The organism is Cupriavidus sp. UGS-1 (assembly GCF_021213615.1).
GTDB lineage: Bacteria > Pseudomonadota > Gammaproteobacteria > Burkholderiales > Burkholderiaceae > Cupriavidus.
Window position 1 is genome coordinate 50,050 of sequence record NZ_JAJQJF010000019.1, and the last position, 16,240, is coordinate 66,289.

Sequence of the window (16,240 nt, forward strand, 5' to 3'; positions counted from 1 at the left end):
GTCCCCTAACATAGGGCAACCATTCGTGGTGCTTGCCACAGGAATCGACAGAGTAAACCATGACCGAACTGTTAGCCGTGATCACCATCACGCTGCTCGCCGTGATCAGCCCTGGACCGGACTTTGCCATGGTGACCCGCAACAGCCTGGTGCTGTCGCGCCGCGCCGGCGTGCTGACGGCACTGGGGATCGGGCTTGGCGTACTGATCCACGTCAGCTACACCATCCTCGGCGTCGGCGTGCTGATCCAGCAGTCGCTATGGCTGTTCCACACGGCCAAATGGATTGCCGCGATCTATCTGGTCTATTTGGGTATCGTCATGCTGCGCGCCAGGCCGGGCGGCTCGCTGGCCGAAGGCCGCACCGCCCCGCTGTCGGATCTCGCCGCATTGCGCACCGGCCTGCTGACCAATGCGCTGAACCCGAAGACCACCGTCTTTATCGTCAGCCTGTTCATGCAAGTAGTGCGCCCCGATACGCCGCTGGCCACGCAGATCGGCTACGGCGCCTTCATCGCAGCCGCCCATATCGGCTGGTTCAGCCTGGTCGCGGTGTGCCTGTCGACGGGCGCCGTACGCGAGCGGCTGCTGTCGGTGCGGCACTGGATCGATCGGATTTTCGGCGGGCTGCTGGTCTCGTTTGGCGTGTTGCTGGCGGCGGCGCGCGGCGCGCGTTGAGGCGCAATCCTGCGCCGGACTACTCGCCGAATTCCTGCTGGATGCGCGGCGCCTGCGGACACTGCCGATCCAGCGACTCCCGATACTTGACGCAGCCGCGCAGAAACTGCGGCCAGTCCGGCACCGCCGGCGTGTGCGTGGCCGCGTCGGGCAGCAAGGCCCACAGGTCCGGGTGATGCCAGCACAGATCGTGGCCCGACGCATCCCGATGGCGGCGGATGCCGGCGCGCAAGCGCTTCACTTCTTCGATCAGCTGGTCGCGGCTCATCGTGTCGACGTCGTCGTCCATGGTGCCCTCCTGCGTGTCGGTTGGCTTTGTCGAAACCTTCAGCTTAGGCGGGCTGCGCGCAAGCTGCGGAGATCTTCGGCATATGGCGAAGGGTCAGCGCCCAGAACGCCAGCGCGGCGGCACTGATGCCGGCGCCGAGCAGGCAGACCGCCTGCCATCCGGCCAGCGCATAGACCCATGTCGACGCGATGGCGCCCATCCCGCTGCCCACCGAATAGAACAGCATGTAGCAACCCACCAGCCGGCTGTGCGCATCGCGCTGCGCCGCGAAAATCATGCTCTGGTTGGCGACATGGATGGCCTGGCCGCCGAGGTCCAGCGCGATGATGCCGATCACCAGCCACCATAGCCCGTGCGCATCGAACCACCACAGCGGCAGCCACGAGGCCAGCAGCACCAGCAGCGCGCCGCCGGTGACCCGCTGCCCCAGGCCGCGGTCGGCCAGCCGCCCGGCGCGCGCGGCCGCCAAGGCGCCGACCACGCCGACCAGCCCGAATGCCCCGATCGCCGTGTGCGAGAACGCGTACGGCGGCGCGCTCAACGGCAGCACCAGCGCGCTCCAGAACACGCTGAACGCCGCGAACATCAGCATCGCGATCGTGCCGCGGATCTGCAGCACGCGTTGCTGCCGCAGTAGCGTCAGCATCGACAGGATCAGCTTCGGATAGCTCAGCCGTGAACTCGCTGGGGCCTGCGCCGGCAGACGGCGCCACAGGATCAGCGACAGCACCAGCATCGCCAGCGCCGAGAACAGATACACGCCGCGCCATCCGGCCATATCGGCAATCAGACCGGCCAGCACGCGCGCCAGCAGCAGGCCGATGACCACGCCGCCCTGCGCGGCACCGACCACCCGTCCGCGCTCCGATGGCGCGCCGGCGGTCGCCGCGTAGGCGATTAGTCCCTGCGTCATCGCTGTACCGAGCAGACCGACGGCCAGCATGCCAACCAGCAAGGCCGCCGCCGACGCGGCCGCGGCCACGGCAATCAGCGCCCCCACCAGTGCAGCCGCCTGCCACAGCATCAGGCGCCGCCGATCGATGCGGTCGCCCAGCGGCACCAGCAGCAGCAAGGCCAGCGCGCAGCCGACCTGCGTGGCCGTGATCACGCCCCCTACCGCGGCATGATCCAGCGCGAACTCCCCGCCGAGCGCGTCGAGCAAGGGCTGCGCGTAGTAGACGTTCGCCACGCTGAGCCCGCAGGCGCAGGCGAACAGCGCGACCAGTGCGCCTGGCATCGAGCCCGCGGACGGCGTTGGGTACTTGGGCAAGGGCCCTGTCGATGATTCGCCTGGCATGGATTTTCCCTTCATCAAAGTAGTTTCAAATCAAGACCGGTTTGATTGTAGGCAAACTAGTCTTAAAATGAAACCACCAAGACAAACCCACATCTGGCTCATGCCTTTACCAAAGGAGCATTGATGGCAAAACGTCGCGACAACGAGACGGAAACCTGTCCGGTCGCCCGCTCGCTCGACCTGATCGGCGACCGCTGGTGCCTGCTGATCGTGCGGGATGCTTTCGATGGCGTGCGCCGCTTCAGCGAATTCCAGCGGCGCCTGGGCGTGGCCCGCAGTATCCTGGCCGACCGCCTGCGCCTGCTGGTCGAAGCCGGCATCTTCGAGATCAGCCCGGCATCGGACGGCACGTCGTATCAGGAATATGTGCTGACGCCCAAGGGAGAGCGGCTGTTTCCCGTGATCGTGGCCTTCCGGCAATGGGGCGAGCAGCATCTGTTCGGTCCGCGGGACGCGCATTCGGTGCTGGTGGACAAGGGCTCCGGAAAACCGCTCACGGTGATGGAGCCCCGCTCCGCCGACGGCAAGGTCGTGCGGCCATGGGAGACCACGGTGAAGCTGCCGCGGTAAGCCGGTCTTCGCGCATCAGTTCACCGATGCCGGAAAGCCCCGCTCCCTGGCCCTCCACGTCACCGTCAGCGCGGTACCGAGCAGCACCAGCAAGGCGGCCGAGAAAGCGCCGGTGCCAAACCGGTCGAGCAGCACGCCACCGATGAGGCCGCCCCCCGCGATCGCTGCATTCCACGCGGTCACCAACATCGACTGCGCTACGTTGACCGCGTCGTCGGCCGTCTTTGCCAACGCGGTCTGAAACAGCGTCGCTGCGCCGCCGAACGCGAGTCCCCAGACACCGACCGCGGCATACACCACGAGCGGCGTCTGTCCGGCCGCGCCGAGCACCGCTGCAGCCAGACCGAAAAGCAGCGTGCTGGCAAGCGTCAGCGCGCGCAGATGACGGTCGATCAGAACACCCACGATCCAGATGCTGATCAGCGACGCAATGCCGAACACCAGCAGCACGCGGCCGGTGCTCGCCACCATGCCGGCCGTGGCGAGAAATGGTGCGATATAGGTGTAGAGGATGTTGTGCGCCAGCACGAACGCCAGCACCACGATCAACACGGCGCCAACGCCCGGGATTGCAATCACGGCTGCCAGCGGCAAGCGCTTGCCGCTGGCCTGCCCGGCGAAGTCCGGGACCTTGAACCGCACCCAGATCATCAGGATCAAGGCCGACAGGCTCATGATGCCGAAGCAGACGCGCCATCCCACCAGCGTGCCGAGCAAGGTGCCGGCCGGGACGCCGAGCGACAGCGCCAATGGCGTACCAACCATCGCGACCGCAATGGCGCGTCCTTTCTGGGACTCGGGCACCATGCGCGCCGCATGGCTTGCCAACAGCGCCCATAGCAGCCCCGCAGACACGCCGGCCAGGAACCGCGCCACCATCGTCAATGCATAGCTTGCCGAGAAGGTCGTGACCGTATTGGCGGCGGCGAAGCCCGCAATGGCGAACAACAACAGCGGCCGGCGCCGAACCCCTTGCGTGGCGGCGGTCAGCGGCATCGCGGCGACCAGCGAGCCCACCGCATAGGCCGTGACGAGTTGCCCGACCATGGCTTCGGAAACCGCCAGGCTCCCGGCCATTTGCGGCAACAGTCCGGCCGGCAGCGCCTCGGTCAGGATGGTGATGAACGCCGCCATCGCAAGCGCCAACAGCGCGCCCAGCGGTAATTTCTCGCTCGCACGCACCGTGGCCGCGCCCGCATCGAGAGAAAGGCCTTCGCCATGCGCGCTCATACGGACTCCAGCGCGCCATAGATCGCGTCGCGCAAATCGTTGACGAATCGGCCTGTCATGCCCTCGTACAGCGTATTGGTCAATGCCACCACGCTGAGCCGCTGTAGCGGATCGACAAACCACGCGTGACCATAGGCGCCTCCCCAGCGCCACGTCCCCGCCGATTCCGGAGACGCCGCGCGCGCCGGATCGCGCAGGACCGAGAAGCCGAGTCCAAAGCCGAACCCCGGCGCGCCAGGCAGTTCGCAACCACCGGTCTGGTCGCGGGCCATTTCGGCAACCAGCTCGGCAGGCAATAGCTTGCCGTTCCGCTGACGCAACGCCTCGAGCAAGCGCATCAGGTCTTCCGCGGTGCCCGCCATGCCGGCACCGCCCGACGGAAAGGCCTGTGAGTCGAAGATGCGCGCGGGGCTGTACCGAATGCCGACCGTACCGTCGAAGACCGGCGCGATCTCGCCTTCGCGTAGGCGATGCGGCCGCGGGCGGTCGTTGACATAGGCGGTGGCAAGCCGCTGCGCATCGCGGACGACGAAGTCGGTATCGACCATGCCGAGCGGCCCTGTCACGAGCTGACGCACCGCCTCGCCAAGCGCAGCGCCATGGGCCCGCTCGATGACGGCGCCGAGCACGTCGATCGCCACCGAGTAGCCCCAACCCGTGCCGGGTTCGTACAGCAGCGGCACGCTGGCAATGCGCCGCAGGCTCTCGTCCAGATCGATGCCCGCTTCGTCCATGCCATCCGATACGCCAGCCCGCGCATACGGCCCATCGTCATCAGCCTCGAGAAAGCGGTAGCCCAGGCCCGCGGTGTGGCTCAACAACTGGCGGATCGAGATCCGCGGCACGCGTCCATCGGCCAGGCGTGGCCGGAATTCCGGCAGCCAGCGGTCGAGACTCGCATCGAAGTCGATCTGCCCACGCGCGACCAGGACCAGCGCTGCGGCGGAAACAATGGGCTTGCTGACAGAAGCCAGGCGGAACACCGTATCGACCGCCATCGGCCGCTGGCCTTCACGATCGGCCAGGCCAGCCGCCTTGCGGTAGACGAGCTCGCCGTCTCTGGCGACCAGCACGACAGCACCAACTAGGCGGCGTTCGTCCAGCGCCTGCTGGACAACCGTGTCGACGCATTCGGAAAGGCACGCTGCACCAGCCTCCTGGCGCCATGCAAGTGTGGAATCGGACAACGCAATTCTCCTTGGAGGAATGACGCTGTCACGATAGAGAGCCCCGCATTGAAGAAAAAGTGGGGTAGATTTCCGGTTTATGCGGACAAATATGTCCGCAATCGGATGAAGATCAGGATAAGGATGGAGATCGCGACATGGACAGTCTGAACGGCTTCATGGTCTTCGTGCAGGTCGCCGAAACGCGCAGCTTTGTCGCGGCCGGGCGAATGCTCGGCGTATCCGCTTCCGCCATCGGCAAAACCGTGGCCAGGCTGGAAAACAAGCTTGGAGTACGCCTGTTCCACCGCAGCACGCGCAGTATCACGCTGACGGCCGAAGGCACACGGTTCCTCGAACGCAGCCGCCGCATCCTCGCCGAGATCGAAGCCGCGCAATCGGAGTTGTCAGAAGCGACGAAGGCGCCGCGAGGCCGGCTACGCGTCAGCCTGCCGCTGGTCAGTTCGCTGCTGCTGCCGGTGCTTGCGGACTTCATGCGCGACTACCCCGACATCGAGCTCGATCTGGATTTCACCGACCGGATGGTTGACGTGATCGAGGAAGGCTTCGACGCGGTGGTCAGAACCGGCGAACCGACCGATTCCCGCCTGTCAGCCCGCCGGCTCGGCATCTTCGAAGGGATGCTGGTGGCCTCACCAGACTATCTGGGGCGACGCGGCACACCCAAAGTACCCGCCGATCTGCTGGACCATGCCTGCCTGCACTATCGCTTCCCCAACAGCGGCAAGCTGGAACCGTGGCCGCTCCGTCGCGCGCCAGGCCAACCGGAATTGCAGCTTCCAACATCGATGATCTGCAACAACATCGAGACGCGCGTTTGCTTTGCGCTGCAAGGCTTGGGCGTCGCGTTCGTGCCGGACTTTTCGGTCACGGACCTGGTCGCCAGCGGTCAATTGACACGCGTGCTGGACAGCCATCTGGAGTGGGAAAACCCGTTCTACGTGCTGTGGCCGGCCAGCAAGCACCCCTCTCCCAAGGTGCGCGCATTTGTCGATTTTCTTAGTGCGCGCGTATTTCCTTCGGCGGAAACACGGCGTGCCGCGAAGCGCCAGCGGCCGGCGAAAGGCCCGCGGCGCCAGGCGCAATCGCACGTTCGCCGCGCTTAATGGATGCTCAATTCGGCGATCTTGCCTTTCTCGATCGTGAAGACAAATTGCAGCGTGACAGCACTATTCGGGAACTGCCCGCTCACCCTGGCGCGAACACGGACCTCGGTGTCGTTGCCAGCGGCTTCGACTGGCTCGGCGACGTGGCGGTATTTTTCCTTGGCCGCCTGCCACCACGCGCGTATCGCCTCCCTTCCCTGATGCCGCGCACTCTCGTCGTTGACCCCGGCATTGGGGAGAAAAAGCGAAACAAGCGCATCGGCATCGTCGCCCTTGTCCGCTTCGAAATACGCGTCCACAACGGTCGGAATATCCATTCCTTCTGCTCCTGATCTGTGCTTGCCTGTCAATGTTGCAGCGCAAGTTTAGGCTTGACCATTGTTGTGATAAACACGATAACGCTGGATGTGTCGATGAAAAAAACAGGACAATGGAAAAAACCTCCCTTCACGACCTCGAAGCCGTCATCGCGATTGCCCGCCGTGGAACGTTCCGCGCAGCGGCGATCGATCTCGGGATGTCGACCACGGCCCTGAGCCATGCCATTGGCAAGCTCGAGACCAATCTTGGCATCCGCCTGTTCAATCGCACGACGCGCAGTGTCTCGCTGACCGATGCCGGTCGACAGTTTGTCGAGCAGGTCGGGCCCGCGCTTCACGATATTCACGGCGCATTGGAGGCAGTGCGGTCGCAGCAGAAAACGCCATCCGGAACACTGCGGATCAATGCCGCGGCATTTGCGGCGCGAGACATCATGTCCCCGCTGGTGCTCGAATTCCTGCGCCGCTACCCGGACATGAATGTCGACCTGGTGACCGAAGGACGGCTGGTCGATATCGTCGCCGAGGGTTTCGATCTCGGCGTTCGAATCGCCGACCTTGTTCCCAGCGACATGATCGCCGTGCCGCTCGGCCGGCCCCAACGCTATGCCGTCGTGGGATCGCCCTTGTATTTCGAGAACCATCGGAAGCCTCGCGTCCCGCCCGATCTGCTGAAGCACCAGTGCGTGCGTGTCCGCCTGCCCGACGGGACGCTGTATCGGTGGCAATTCGAGAAGGCCGGCGACACAGCGCAGATCGACGTGCGCGGCCCGATCACGCTCGACGAAGCGAGCCTGGCGCGGGCCGCCGTGATCGGGAATATCGGCCTGGGCTATTTCATGGAGCAGGACGTGCTGCCCGATATCGAGGCAGGACGCCTGGTTCGCGTGCTGGCGGATTGGACACCGCCTTTGCCCGGGCTCTGCCTCTATTACCCGGGCCGGCGCCACCACTCTGCCGGAATGAAGGCATTCCTCGCGTTGGCCCGTGAGGTGGCCGAGCGGGAGCCGGACCGCCAATCGCCGGCCGGACGAAACCGCCGTCGGCATTGAGCAGCCGATCGCGTTGCCGAATGCGTGATGCCATGTCGCAAGCGGAAATTCTTGACAACACAACCAACCAACTAGTAGATTGGTCAACGTATTGAATGCCACGCGCGGCATCCCGGCAGTGCACGAGCGGTGTCTTGCATGCGTGTGCCGCAATCCCGCTTATTGATACCTATGGAACTTTCCCCCCGCGCGGCCGAAATCGCCGAGCATACGAAGCTGTTGCTGGCCGCTGGCGGTTATCACGGATTCAGTTATGCGGATCTGTCCGAGCGCGTGCGTATCGGCAAGCCGAGCATCCATCATCATTTTCCGAGCAAGGCGGACCTGGTCCTGACCGTGGTCGCGCTACACCGCGCGCAGACGCGGCAAGGCCTGGCCGCTCTCGATGGCCAGATCGGCGATCCGTTGGCGCGGCTGACGGCCTATATCGATTACTGGTCGCGGTGCATACGCGACGGCACGTCGTCGATGTGTATTTGCGCGATGCTGGCTGCCGAATTGCCGATCATCCCGCAAGAGATCGCGAACGAGGTTCGAGCCTACTTCGAGGACCTGACCGCATGGCTGGCCACGGTCCTGGAGGCAGGTGCCGCGAAAGGACAACTGCAACTGCGCGATACGGCGCTTGTCGAGGCACAGACCTTCATGTCCACGGTGCACGGCGCAATGTTGACCGCACGGGCTTTCGACAATCCCGAGGCATTTGCCTCCATCTCGCAAGCGGCGATCAGACGGCTGACCGGGTCGAACTAATCGCTTTTTTTACCGGCCGCGAGCCGGCTATTTTTTCACCGGGGATACCGACCAACTAGTTGGTTGTCCAGCATGTGAAATCCCGTGTTTCAACCCATGGTTTGAAGGAGCCATCGTCCTATGCCACATCCGATTTCCGCTCTGGGATCTGGGCACACCCTGATCAGCATCGTCCCCGTCATCGCGGGCGTCTATAGCTTTGCGCGCTACTTCAGGATCGACAGCGACACGCATGCCGGCCGGATTTACCTCGGTGGGCTGCTGTTGTCGGTGCTGACGTCATTCGGGCTGTCCAGCAGCGGGGGCTTCAACGTCGGCCATGCGCTCGGCATCGTGGCGCTCCTTGCCATCTTCGGCGCGCTGGTGCTGCCCCGGATTCCGGTCTTTCCCCGCGCCCAACCCTACCTGTCCCAGTTCGGATTCACGTTCAGCTTTTTCCTGCTGCTCGTCCCCGGAATCAACGAAACGCTGACACGATTGCCCGTGGCCCATCCTGTCGCCGATGGCCCGCAATCGCCTGTGGTACGCGGCACGCTTGCCGCGTGGCTGGTCGTCTTTCTGCTCGGCTCCGCATTGCAGGCCCGGTGGATGCATTTGCAACGGCGGCGCGCGCCCCTCCCCTGATTCCGGGTACGCGGCCCGCGGATGTCGCGTGGGCCGCGCTGGCCCGCCTCGGCATCACTGTTCAAATCAGGAGAGATGGAGCATGGCATTCCCGCTGGACACTTTTTCCGAAACAGAATCGAGCGTCGAGGATCTGGAGAGCATGCTGGCCGACGATGAAGCCCTGGAGGGCATCGAGGCCTGGCTCAGCCGACAGCAACTGACGATTCATGCCGGCCCGCGCGGACAGGACCTTGCAGGCGGCGCGACGATCGAAACGTCGGCCGGTTGGCTGCTACGCCTGGTCCGCCATGCGCGCTCGGCGCTGGTGGCGCCCAAACAAGGGCGATCAGTGGCGTCAGTGCGATGACACGAACGGCGAGGCGGCATGCGGAGGCGGCACGGCAAATTCCGCCTTCATCCGCTTGACCTCTTCGATCGGGCTTCGCCCGAAAAGGCGCTTGAATTCCCGGCTGAACTGCGAGGGGCTGTCATAGCCAACTTCCGCGCTTGCGGCGGCCGCGGTCATGCCGTGACGGACCATATGCAGGCGTGCCTGATGCAACCGTATCGACTTCAGGTACTGCACCGGCGAGGTCTTGGTGACGGCCTTGAAGTGGGCGTGGAAGCTCGGCACACTCATCCCGGCTTCGCGCGCCAGCTGTTCGACACTGACGTCGACATGAAAGGACGCATGGATCCGGCGCAACGCGCGCGCGATCTTGCCGAACTGCCCATGCATGGCGAGCGCGGCGCGCATCGATGCCCCTTGCTCGCCCGTCAGAACATGGAAGTAGATTTCCCGCACGAGCGCCGGGCCAAGAATCCGGGCTTCCACAGGGCGGCTCATCGCCTCCAGAAATCGAACCAGCGATTCGCATAGCCGGCTGTCCATCGGGGTGGACATCATGCCGCGCGGCCCGGTCGGCTCCATGCCGCCATGCTGGTCGATCTGCAGCATCAGATCGGCAGCGAGCTTGAAATCGAGGTGCATGTAAATGGCCAGCAGCGGCTCGGATTCGCTGGCGTCCGTTTCCATGGTGAATGGCACGGGCACCGAAACCGCGAGGTAATGCCGGTCGTCGTACAGGTAAATCTGATCGCCGAAGTACCCACGTTTCCTGCCCTGGCAAACGATCACGATGCCGGGATCGTAGAGCACCGGCACCGCTTTCAACGGGCGATTCGAACGCAGGAATCTGACATCGGGCAACGCCGACAAGTTATATCCCTCGCGCGGCGCCAACGCTGCCAGCATGGACACCATGCGCCGCGCCAGCATCGCCTGGCTTGGCGCCTCGTTTTTGCCAGATCGAGTCATGGCCGAGCCCTCTTGTCTGCACTGCGGCATAGCTTACCAGCACCATTACCGGAGCTCTTGCTGCTCATAGGATCAGGCAATCATTTGAGACCCGTTGCCATGGTGGCATGCAGGATTGGATTCCATTATTCAATCCGCAGCGCAAAGCCCTGTCGTGGTGACACGGCGCGCATTGCACCCAACTGGAGCGGTAAATATCCATGATTGACGTACTGAACCCTGCAGACGGATCGCGCATCGGGGCGGCGCCCCAGATGAACGAAGCCCAGGTGAAAGCGGCGATAGACAGAACCTGCAACGCATTTCCGGCATGGTCGCGAAAGCTCGCCAAGGAACGCAGCGAGTTGCTCCGCCGCTGGTTCGAACTCGTCAGAGACGACAAGCAGGTCTTTGCCGAACTGATGGTCAAGGAAAACGGCAAGTGCCTGGCCGAAGCGCTGGGCGAAATCGACTACGGGCTTGGCTTTATCGAGTGGTATGCCGAGGAAGCCAGGCGGGTCTATGGCGACACCATCCCGTCCCACGCAGATCATGCCGCCGTGATCGTCGTCAAGGAGCCCGTTGGACCGACTGCGGCCATCACGCCCTGGAACTTCCCCTTCATGATGATCACGCGCAAAGTCGCGACCGCACTGGCGGCCGGTTGCACCATGGTCATCAAGCCATCCGAAGAGACGCCGCTGACCGCGTACAAGCTGCTCGAGTACGCGCGCCGGGCAGGCATTCCCGAGGGCGTGTTCGAGATGGTCACCGGCAACCCACAACAGATCGGTGCGCTCTTTACCGGCGACGATCGGATCCGGAAGATCTCGTTCACCGGCTCCACCGCCGTCGGCAAACTGCTGGCCGAAGCCAGCGGACGCGCGCTGAAAAAGATGACACTGGAATTGGGAGGCAATGCCCCGTTCATCGTGTTCGATGATGCCGATTTCGATCAGGCCGTCACCGGCCTGGTGGCCGCCAAGCTGCGAAATTCCGGCCAGGTCTGCATTTCGCCCAACCGCATCTACGTGCAGGATGGGATTTACGATCGCCTTGTCCGGGCCGTCGTTGAACGGGTCTCCGAATTTCGCGTGGACCAGGGACTGCAGCCCGGATTCGTCGTGGGGCCGCTGATCAATCAAGCGGGCTTCGACAAGGTCGTTCACCTCGTCGAAGACACGAAGCAGCGCGGCGGGAGCGTGTTGCTCGGAGGCAAACCGCACGAGAAAGGCGGACTGTTCTACGAACCGACCGTCCTCGCCGACCTCGATGACGATATGCCGATCGCCCATACCGAAATCTTCGGGCCGGTCTTCGCGTTCTACCGCTTCCGTGATGAAGCCGAAGTCGTCAACAGGGCCAACGACACCGAATATGGACTGGTGGCTTACGCCTACACGCGCGATCTTGGCCGAGCGTTTCGCTTGTCCCGCGATATCGAGGCGGGCATGGTGATCCTGAATTCCGGTTCAGTCGGCACCGCCTCGGTGCCATTCGGCGGGGTCAAGCATTCGGGCTACGGGCGCGAAGGCAGCTACTACGGGATCGAGGAGTATGTCGAGGTCAAGTACGTACTGATGGGGGGCTTGGCACGCTGACTCCATGGGAGATAGGGCATCATGGCGACGTCCACCCAGCCTACGCCTTCTGTTATTGCCATGGTGCGTCGCGCCCTACTCCCCCCACTCAATCCCGCCCGAGCATTCGAAGCGACCGGGCGGCTGCTCAGCATTTCGAAGGCCGCCGATGAGTTGTGCGTCACGCCCGCCGCGGTCAGCCGGCAGGTGCGCGCGCTGGAGAGCTACCTGGGAACGCCGCTGTTCGTCCGCGCACACGGCGGCCTGGAGCTGACCCCGGCCGGCGCGCGTTACCTTTCCGACTTGATCCCCCTGTTCGAGACATTGCGGGAAGCCACCCTGGCGGTGACCAACAGCAGCCCCGGCCGAAACACCTTGCGATTACGATCGCCCGCCACGTTCGCCGTACGGTGGCTCATCCCCCGGCTGGCGAGCTTTCACCGGTTGCATAAGGACATCGACGTTCAGGTCATGACCTCGTTCGCGCCGCTGGACTTCGAGCACGAGGATATTGACGCAGGCATACAGCTGGGCGATGGCCGTTGGCCGGGAATGCGAACGTTGCAGCTCGTTCGCAACGAGCTTGTGCCCGTGGCCTCGCCTGCCGTGCACCTGACACACAAGAAGCAGCTCGCCACGCAAACCTTGCTGCATTCGATGGCGCGCCCCGACGACTGGATGCTTTGGCTGCGCGCAGCAGGCTTGCGCAATGTCAGTCCCACCGATGGCATGAAATACGAAACATCGTTGCTTGCCTATCAAGCGGCGATCGAGGGGCATGGCGTCGCCATCGCGCAGAAAGCATTGATCGAAAAGGAACTGGCGGACCAGACGCTGGTGGCGCCCCTCGGTCCGACGCTCGATCGCGGCGAATACACATACTACTTCGCATGGCCGACAGGCAAACCGCAGTCAAGCGCATTGCGCGCATTTCGCGATTGGCTATCGACGCTAGTCGCGATCTGATCCGCTCGAGCGATCGATCCCTTTTACAAAAAGTCAAAGCGTACGGCCCATAAAGTCGATTGCCGGCTCGGGTGCCCCTGCCTATTCTGCGCCCATGACAAGTGATCGCGGCCACCAGCGAAGCCGCGTCATCCGGGAGCCGGAATATGTTGAAGCGCAGCTTGAGAGGACTGCGGGTAATCGATTTTTCGCATGTACTCGCGGGGCCCGTTTGCACCATGATGCTTGCGGACATGGGTGCCGATGTCATCAAGGTCGAACCGCCCGATGGCGAATTGGCGCGGCAGATCGGCCCGCCGTGGATCGCGGGCGAAAGCGCGGTGTACCTGAGCGTCAACCGCAACAAGCGCGGCATCGCATTGAATCTGAAATGCGCGGACGGCCGCGAAGTCGCCCGTCGACTGATTCAGGATGCGGACGTCGTGGTCGAGAATTTCAGGCCAGGCGTCATGCGGACATTGGGCCTGGACTATGACACGCTGGCTGGCAGCAATCGCAAGCTGGTGTATTGCTCCATCTCCGCCTATGGCCAAACCGGGCCGATGCGCGAGCGCGCCGGTGTGGACGGCATCATCCAGGCAGCCAGCGGCCTGATGAGTACGCTTGGCACAGCGCACAGCGAGCCCATCAAAGTCGCGATTCCGGTCGCGGATATGGTGGCCGGCTATCTGGCGACGATTGCGATCCTTGCCGCGGCCAACGCCGCTCGGCAAAGCGGACAAGGCGAGTACCTGGACATCAGTCTGTACAACGCCACGCTGATGCTGCAGCAGATCGGCTACGCGTCCTACTTCGCCACCAATGCCGTGCCTGCCAGGACCGGCAGCGCAGCCCCGTACGCCGCGCCCAATGAAGCGTACCAGACGCGTGATGGCTGGCTCATGGTAGCTGCCTACCAGCCGAAGCGTTGGCAAGCGCTATGCGCCGTGCTGGGTGCACCGGACCTGGAGCACGATCCGCGCTTCGCCCGCAACGCCGACCGCGTCGCCCATCGCGACGCGCTGCGCCAGGCACTGACGCCGTTGTTCCAACAGCGCTCCACCGAAGCGTGGATACAGCGGCTGGCTGCGCACGACATCCTGTGCGCGCCCATTGCCAGCTACCAGGATGTCCTCCGATCCCCGCAGTACACGGCCAGCGGCATCGACAGCTGGGTTGACCATCCGCTCGCCGGAAAGGTGCGCATGCCAGGCTTCGCACCCGGACCGACTCACGCGACGAGTGCGCAGGATCGCGATATGCCCGCGCCTGCGTTGGGCCAGCACGGCCGCGAAGTCCTTGAGGAATTCGGCTATAGCCGGCCGCAAATCGACGCCATGCTCGAACGCGGCGTCCTCGTCGTTCCTCCAAACTCATCTACCTGACCCAGGATACGTCGATGAAACCTGATGAAGCCGGCGCAATGCGCCCCGCCACTGACCAGCCTGACACGCTGGTCCGACAAGACATCGTCGAAGGCGTCCTCACGTTGAGCCTCAATGACCCGGGCACGGGCAATGCCATGTCGGTGTCCATGGCCGAGGCGCTAGCCGAGGCACTGGAGAGGGCCAATCGCCTGCCAGACGTCCATTGCGTATTGCTGCGCTCCACCGGCAAGTACTTCTGCACCGGCGGTAACGTCAAGGACATGGAGAGCGGATCGGATCTGATGCAGGGTTCCGCGGCACAGGTACGGGTTCGGCTGAAGACAACATTGCACCGAATTACTCATGCCCTGCTGGCACTGCAGGTGCCGTCAATTGCCGCAGTCAATGGGGCTGCGATCGGCGCCGGCTGCGACCTGGCACTGATGTGCGATCTGCGCATCGCGAGCGAGCAGGCCACCTTCGCCGAGAGCTTTCTACGCCTGGGGCTAGTGTCCGGCATCGGCGGCGCATGGTTCCTGACCCGGCTCGTCGGAACGGCAAAGGCACTGGAACTGACGCTGACCAGCGAATTTATCGATGCCGCCACCGCGTTGCAGCTCGGCATGGTGTCCCGTGTCGTTTCGCCCGAGGCACTGGACGAAACAAGTACCGCCTTGGCGCGCCGGATCGCCTCCAGCCCGCCCGAGGCCCTGCGCATGGCCAAGCGCCTGGTATTGGACGCGGCCGAGACGACGTTGCCCGTGGCGCTGGAGACTGCGGCCGCCATGCAGGCGATCCTGCTTTGCGGGGACGAACACAAGGCTGCCGTGCGCCATTTTCTGGAGCGCCGCGCGCGACGCGACTTCCAGGCCCAACCCGGCTGAAGGCGCGGCCACAGCGCTCGCCCGGGACGGTGGCATGGCCAGTGAAGCCGCTTGACGCCACGTCCCCATAAAACAGGAGACAAACACCATGATCGGAACTACAACGCGCATCGCCCGTCTGGCAGCGGCGATGGCATCGGCCGTCATTGGCCTGATCTGGGCCATATCGGCACCGGCGGCAGGTTTTCCGGAAAAGCCAATCACCTTTGTCGTGCCGTTCGGCGCGGGCAGCGCGACCGATCTGCTCGCGCGCGCGCTGTCGGCGTCGATGGCACAGCAGACCGGGAAGGCCGTCGTCGTCGAAAACCGCCCAGGTGCCAGCGGCATGATCGCCGCGCAGCATGTGGCCCGGGCCGCTGCGGACGGCTACACCGTGCTGATTACCACGAACACGACGCAAGCCGCCAATCCGCACCTGTTCAAGAAACTGCACTACGACCCCATCACGGATTTCCTGCCGTTGACAGCATTGGGGCGTGGCGGTCAGGTGCTCGTCGTGCGCGCCGACTCTCCTTTCCGCACCGTCGATGATCTGGTGCAGGCCGCCAGGAAGGCGAAAGGAAAACTGAGCTTCGGCAGCGGGAATTCGTCCAGCCGAATCGCCGGCGAAATGCTCAAGCAACTGACCGGTACGGACATCGTCTGGGTCGGATACAACAGCAATCCGAACGCCCTTAACGATCTGCTTGGCGGCCACATCGACATGATGGTCATCGACACGGTCACCGGCCTGTCGCAGATCAAATCGGGCAAGCTCCGCGCGCTAGGCGCGTCCACCAGGGAAAGGCTGCCCGAGCTTCCGGACGTCCCGACCCTGGATGAGGCCGGCATCAGAGGCTACGACATGGGGTATTGGTTCGCCGCCTACGTGCCGGCAGGAACGCCCGCCCCGGCGGCTGCCAGGCTGCGACAGCTACTGATTGCCGCGGTCGACAGCCCGGGAGCCCGCGCCTTCTACCGCAATTCCGCGACACAGGCCTGGACTACGACGCCCTCGGAGCTACGGGCATTCCAGAACGCCGAAATCCAGAAATGGGGCCGTGTCGTCAAGGGGGCCGGGATTGAGCCGGAGTGACAGCC

General features: G+C 64.0%; 18 protein-coding genes. 12 read left to right on the top strand and 6 right to left on the bottom strand.

The window, feature by feature from the left end; translation table 11 throughout:
* The first annotated feature begins 59 nt into the window (after nucleotides 1-59).
* Nucleotides 60-677 (top strand): LysE family translocator, encoded by a 618-nt coding sequence (locus tag LRR16_RS20560; protein WP_232206956.1) that lies wholly within the window; start codon nucleotides 60-62, stop codon nucleotides 675-677.
* Nucleotides 678-696: 19 nt separating this feature from the next.
* Here the strand turns inward: LRR16_RS20560 and LRR16_RS20565 are convergent, their stop codons facing one another.
* Both LRR16_RS20565 and LRR16_RS20570 read right to left on the bottom strand, forming a co-directional pair.
* Nucleotides 697-966 (bottom strand): hypothetical protein, encoded by a 270-nt coding sequence (locus LRR16_RS20565; RefSeq protein WP_232206957.1) that lies wholly within the window; start codon nucleotides 964-966, stop codon nucleotides 697-699.
* Nucleotides 967-1,009: 43 nt separating this feature from the next.
* Nucleotides 1,010-2,203, bottom strand: coding sequence for an MFS transporter (locus tag LRR16_RS20570; RefSeq protein ID WP_232206981.1), 1,194 nt, complete (start codon nucleotides 2,201-2,203; stop codon nucleotides 1,010-1,012).
* A gap of 183 nt (nucleotides 2,204-2,386) precedes the next feature.
* Between LRR16_RS20570 and LRR16_RS20575 the strand changes: the two genes are divergently transcribed.
* Nucleotides 2,387-2,833, top strand: coding sequence for a helix-turn-helix domain-containing protein (locus LRR16_RS20575; RefSeq protein WP_232206958.1), 447 nt, complete (start codon nucleotides 2,387-2,389; stop codon nucleotides 2,831-2,833).
* Nucleotides 2,834-2,848: 15 nt separating this feature from the next.
* Here the strand turns inward: LRR16_RS20575 and LRR16_RS20580 are convergent, their stop codons facing one another.
* Together LRR16_RS20580 and LRR16_RS20585 are read right to left on the bottom strand one after the other, a co-directional pair.
* The gene (locus tag LRR16_RS20580) at nucleotides 2,849-4,063 is read right to left on the bottom strand and encodes an MFS transporter (RefSeq protein ID WP_232206959.1); all 1,215 of its coding nucleotides are present in this window, start codon (nucleotides 4,061-4,063) and stop codon (nucleotides 2,849-2,851) included.
* Entirely contained in the window at nucleotides 4,060-5,250 is a 1,191-nt protein-coding gene (locus LRR16_RS20585; protein WP_232206960.1) for a serine hydrolase, read from the bottom strand. Before LRR16_RS20585 ends, LRR16_RS20580 begins: the two co-directional genes overlap by 4 nt.
* Nucleotides 5,251-5,387: 137 nt before the next feature.
* Here LRR16_RS20585 and LRR16_RS20590 point away from each other — a divergent pair, with 137 nt between their 5' ends.
* Nucleotides 5,388-6,356 carry a LysR family transcriptional regulator gene (locus LRR16_RS20590; RefSeq protein ID WP_006575945.1) on the top strand — a complete coding sequence of 323 codons (969 nt, stop codon included), beginning with the start codon at nucleotides 5,388-5,390 and terminating at the stop codon, nucleotides 6,354-6,356.
* Here the strand turns inward: LRR16_RS20590 and LRR16_RS20595 are convergent.
* On the bottom strand, nucleotides 6,353-6,673 hold the full coding sequence (locus LRR16_RS20595; protein ID WP_232206961.1) for a nuclear transport factor 2 family protein: 321 nt from the start codon (nucleotides 6,671-6,673) through the stop codon (nucleotides 6,353-6,355). The two genes, LRR16_RS20590 and LRR16_RS20595, sit on opposite strands and share 4 nt — an antisense overlap.
* Before the next feature lie 113 nt (nucleotides 6,674-6,786).
* Between LRR16_RS20595 and LRR16_RS20600 the strand changes: the two genes are divergently transcribed.
* From LRR16_RS20600 to LRR16_RS20615, 4 genes are all read left to right on the top strand, one after another.
* A complete protein-coding gene (locus tag LRR16_RS20600; RefSeq protein ID WP_232206962.1) occupies nucleotides 6,787-7,728 on the top strand; it encodes a LysR family transcriptional regulator in 942 nt (313 codons plus the stop codon).
* A gap of 138 nt (nucleotides 7,729-7,866) precedes the next feature.
* The gene (locus LRR16_RS20605) at nucleotides 7,867-8,481 is read left to right on the top strand and encodes a TetR/AcrR family transcriptional regulator (protein ID WP_232206963.1); all 615 of its coding nucleotides are present in this window, start codon (nucleotides 7,867-7,869) and stop codon (nucleotides 8,479-8,481) included.
* A gap of 120 nt (nucleotides 8,482-8,601) precedes the next feature.
* The gene (locus LRR16_RS20610; protein WP_232206964.1) at nucleotides 8,602-9,105 is read left to right on the top strand and encodes a hypothetical protein; all 504 of its coding nucleotides are present in this window, start codon (nucleotides 8,602-8,604) and stop codon (nucleotides 9,103-9,105) included.
* 82 nt (nucleotides 9,106-9,187) lie between these two features.
* Nucleotides 9,188-9,454 carry a hypothetical protein gene (locus LRR16_RS20615; RefSeq protein ID WP_006575941.1) on the top strand — a complete coding sequence of 89 codons (267 nt, stop codon included), beginning with the start codon at nucleotides 9,188-9,190 and terminating at the stop codon, nucleotides 9,452-9,454.
* Here the strand turns inward: LRR16_RS20615 and LRR16_RS20620 are convergent.
* A complete protein-coding gene (locus LRR16_RS20620) occupies nucleotides 9,443-10,366 on the bottom strand; it encodes an AraC family transcriptional regulator N-terminal domain-containing protein (protein WP_370646867.1) in 924 nt (307 codons plus the stop codon). The two genes, LRR16_RS20615 and LRR16_RS20620, sit on opposite strands and share 12 nt — an antisense overlap.
* Before the next feature lie 239 nt (nucleotides 10,367-10,605).
* Between LRR16_RS20620 and LRR16_RS20625 the strand changes: the two genes are divergently transcribed.
* From LRR16_RS20625 to LRR16_RS20645, 5 genes are all read left to right on the top strand, one after another.
* Complete coding sequence (locus tag LRR16_RS20625; protein WP_232206966.1) at nucleotides 10,606-11,985, top strand: NAD-dependent succinate-semialdehyde dehydrogenase; 1,380 nt, start codon at nucleotides 10,606-10,608, stop codon at nucleotides 11,983-11,985.
* Nucleotides 11,986-12,045: 60 nt separating this feature from the next.
* Nucleotides 12,046-12,930 (top strand): LysR substrate-binding domain-containing protein, encoded by an 885-nt coding sequence (locus tag LRR16_RS20630; protein ID WP_023264346.1) that lies wholly within the window; start codon nucleotides 12,046-12,048, stop codon nucleotides 12,928-12,930.
* Between the two features lie 146 nt (nucleotides 12,931-13,076).
* A complete protein-coding gene (locus tag LRR16_RS20635) occupies nucleotides 13,077-14,294 on the top strand; it encodes a CaiB/BaiF CoA-transferase family protein (protein WP_232206967.1) in 1,218 nt (405 codons plus the stop codon).
* A 38-nt stretch (nucleotides 14,295-14,332) separates the two neighbouring features.
* On the top strand, nucleotides 14,333-15,160 hold the full coding sequence (locus tag LRR16_RS20640) for an enoyl-CoA hydratase-related protein (protein ID WP_232206982.1): 828 nt from the start codon (nucleotides 14,333-14,335) through the stop codon (nucleotides 15,158-15,160).
* Nucleotides 15,161-15,248: 88 nt separating this feature from the next.
* On the top strand, nucleotides 15,249-16,235 hold the full coding sequence (locus LRR16_RS20645) for a tripartite tricarboxylate transporter substrate binding protein (RefSeq protein ID WP_006575935.1): 987 nt from the start codon (nucleotides 15,249-15,251) through the stop codon (nucleotides 16,233-16,235).
* Nucleotides 16,236-16,240 lie beyond the last annotated feature (5 nt).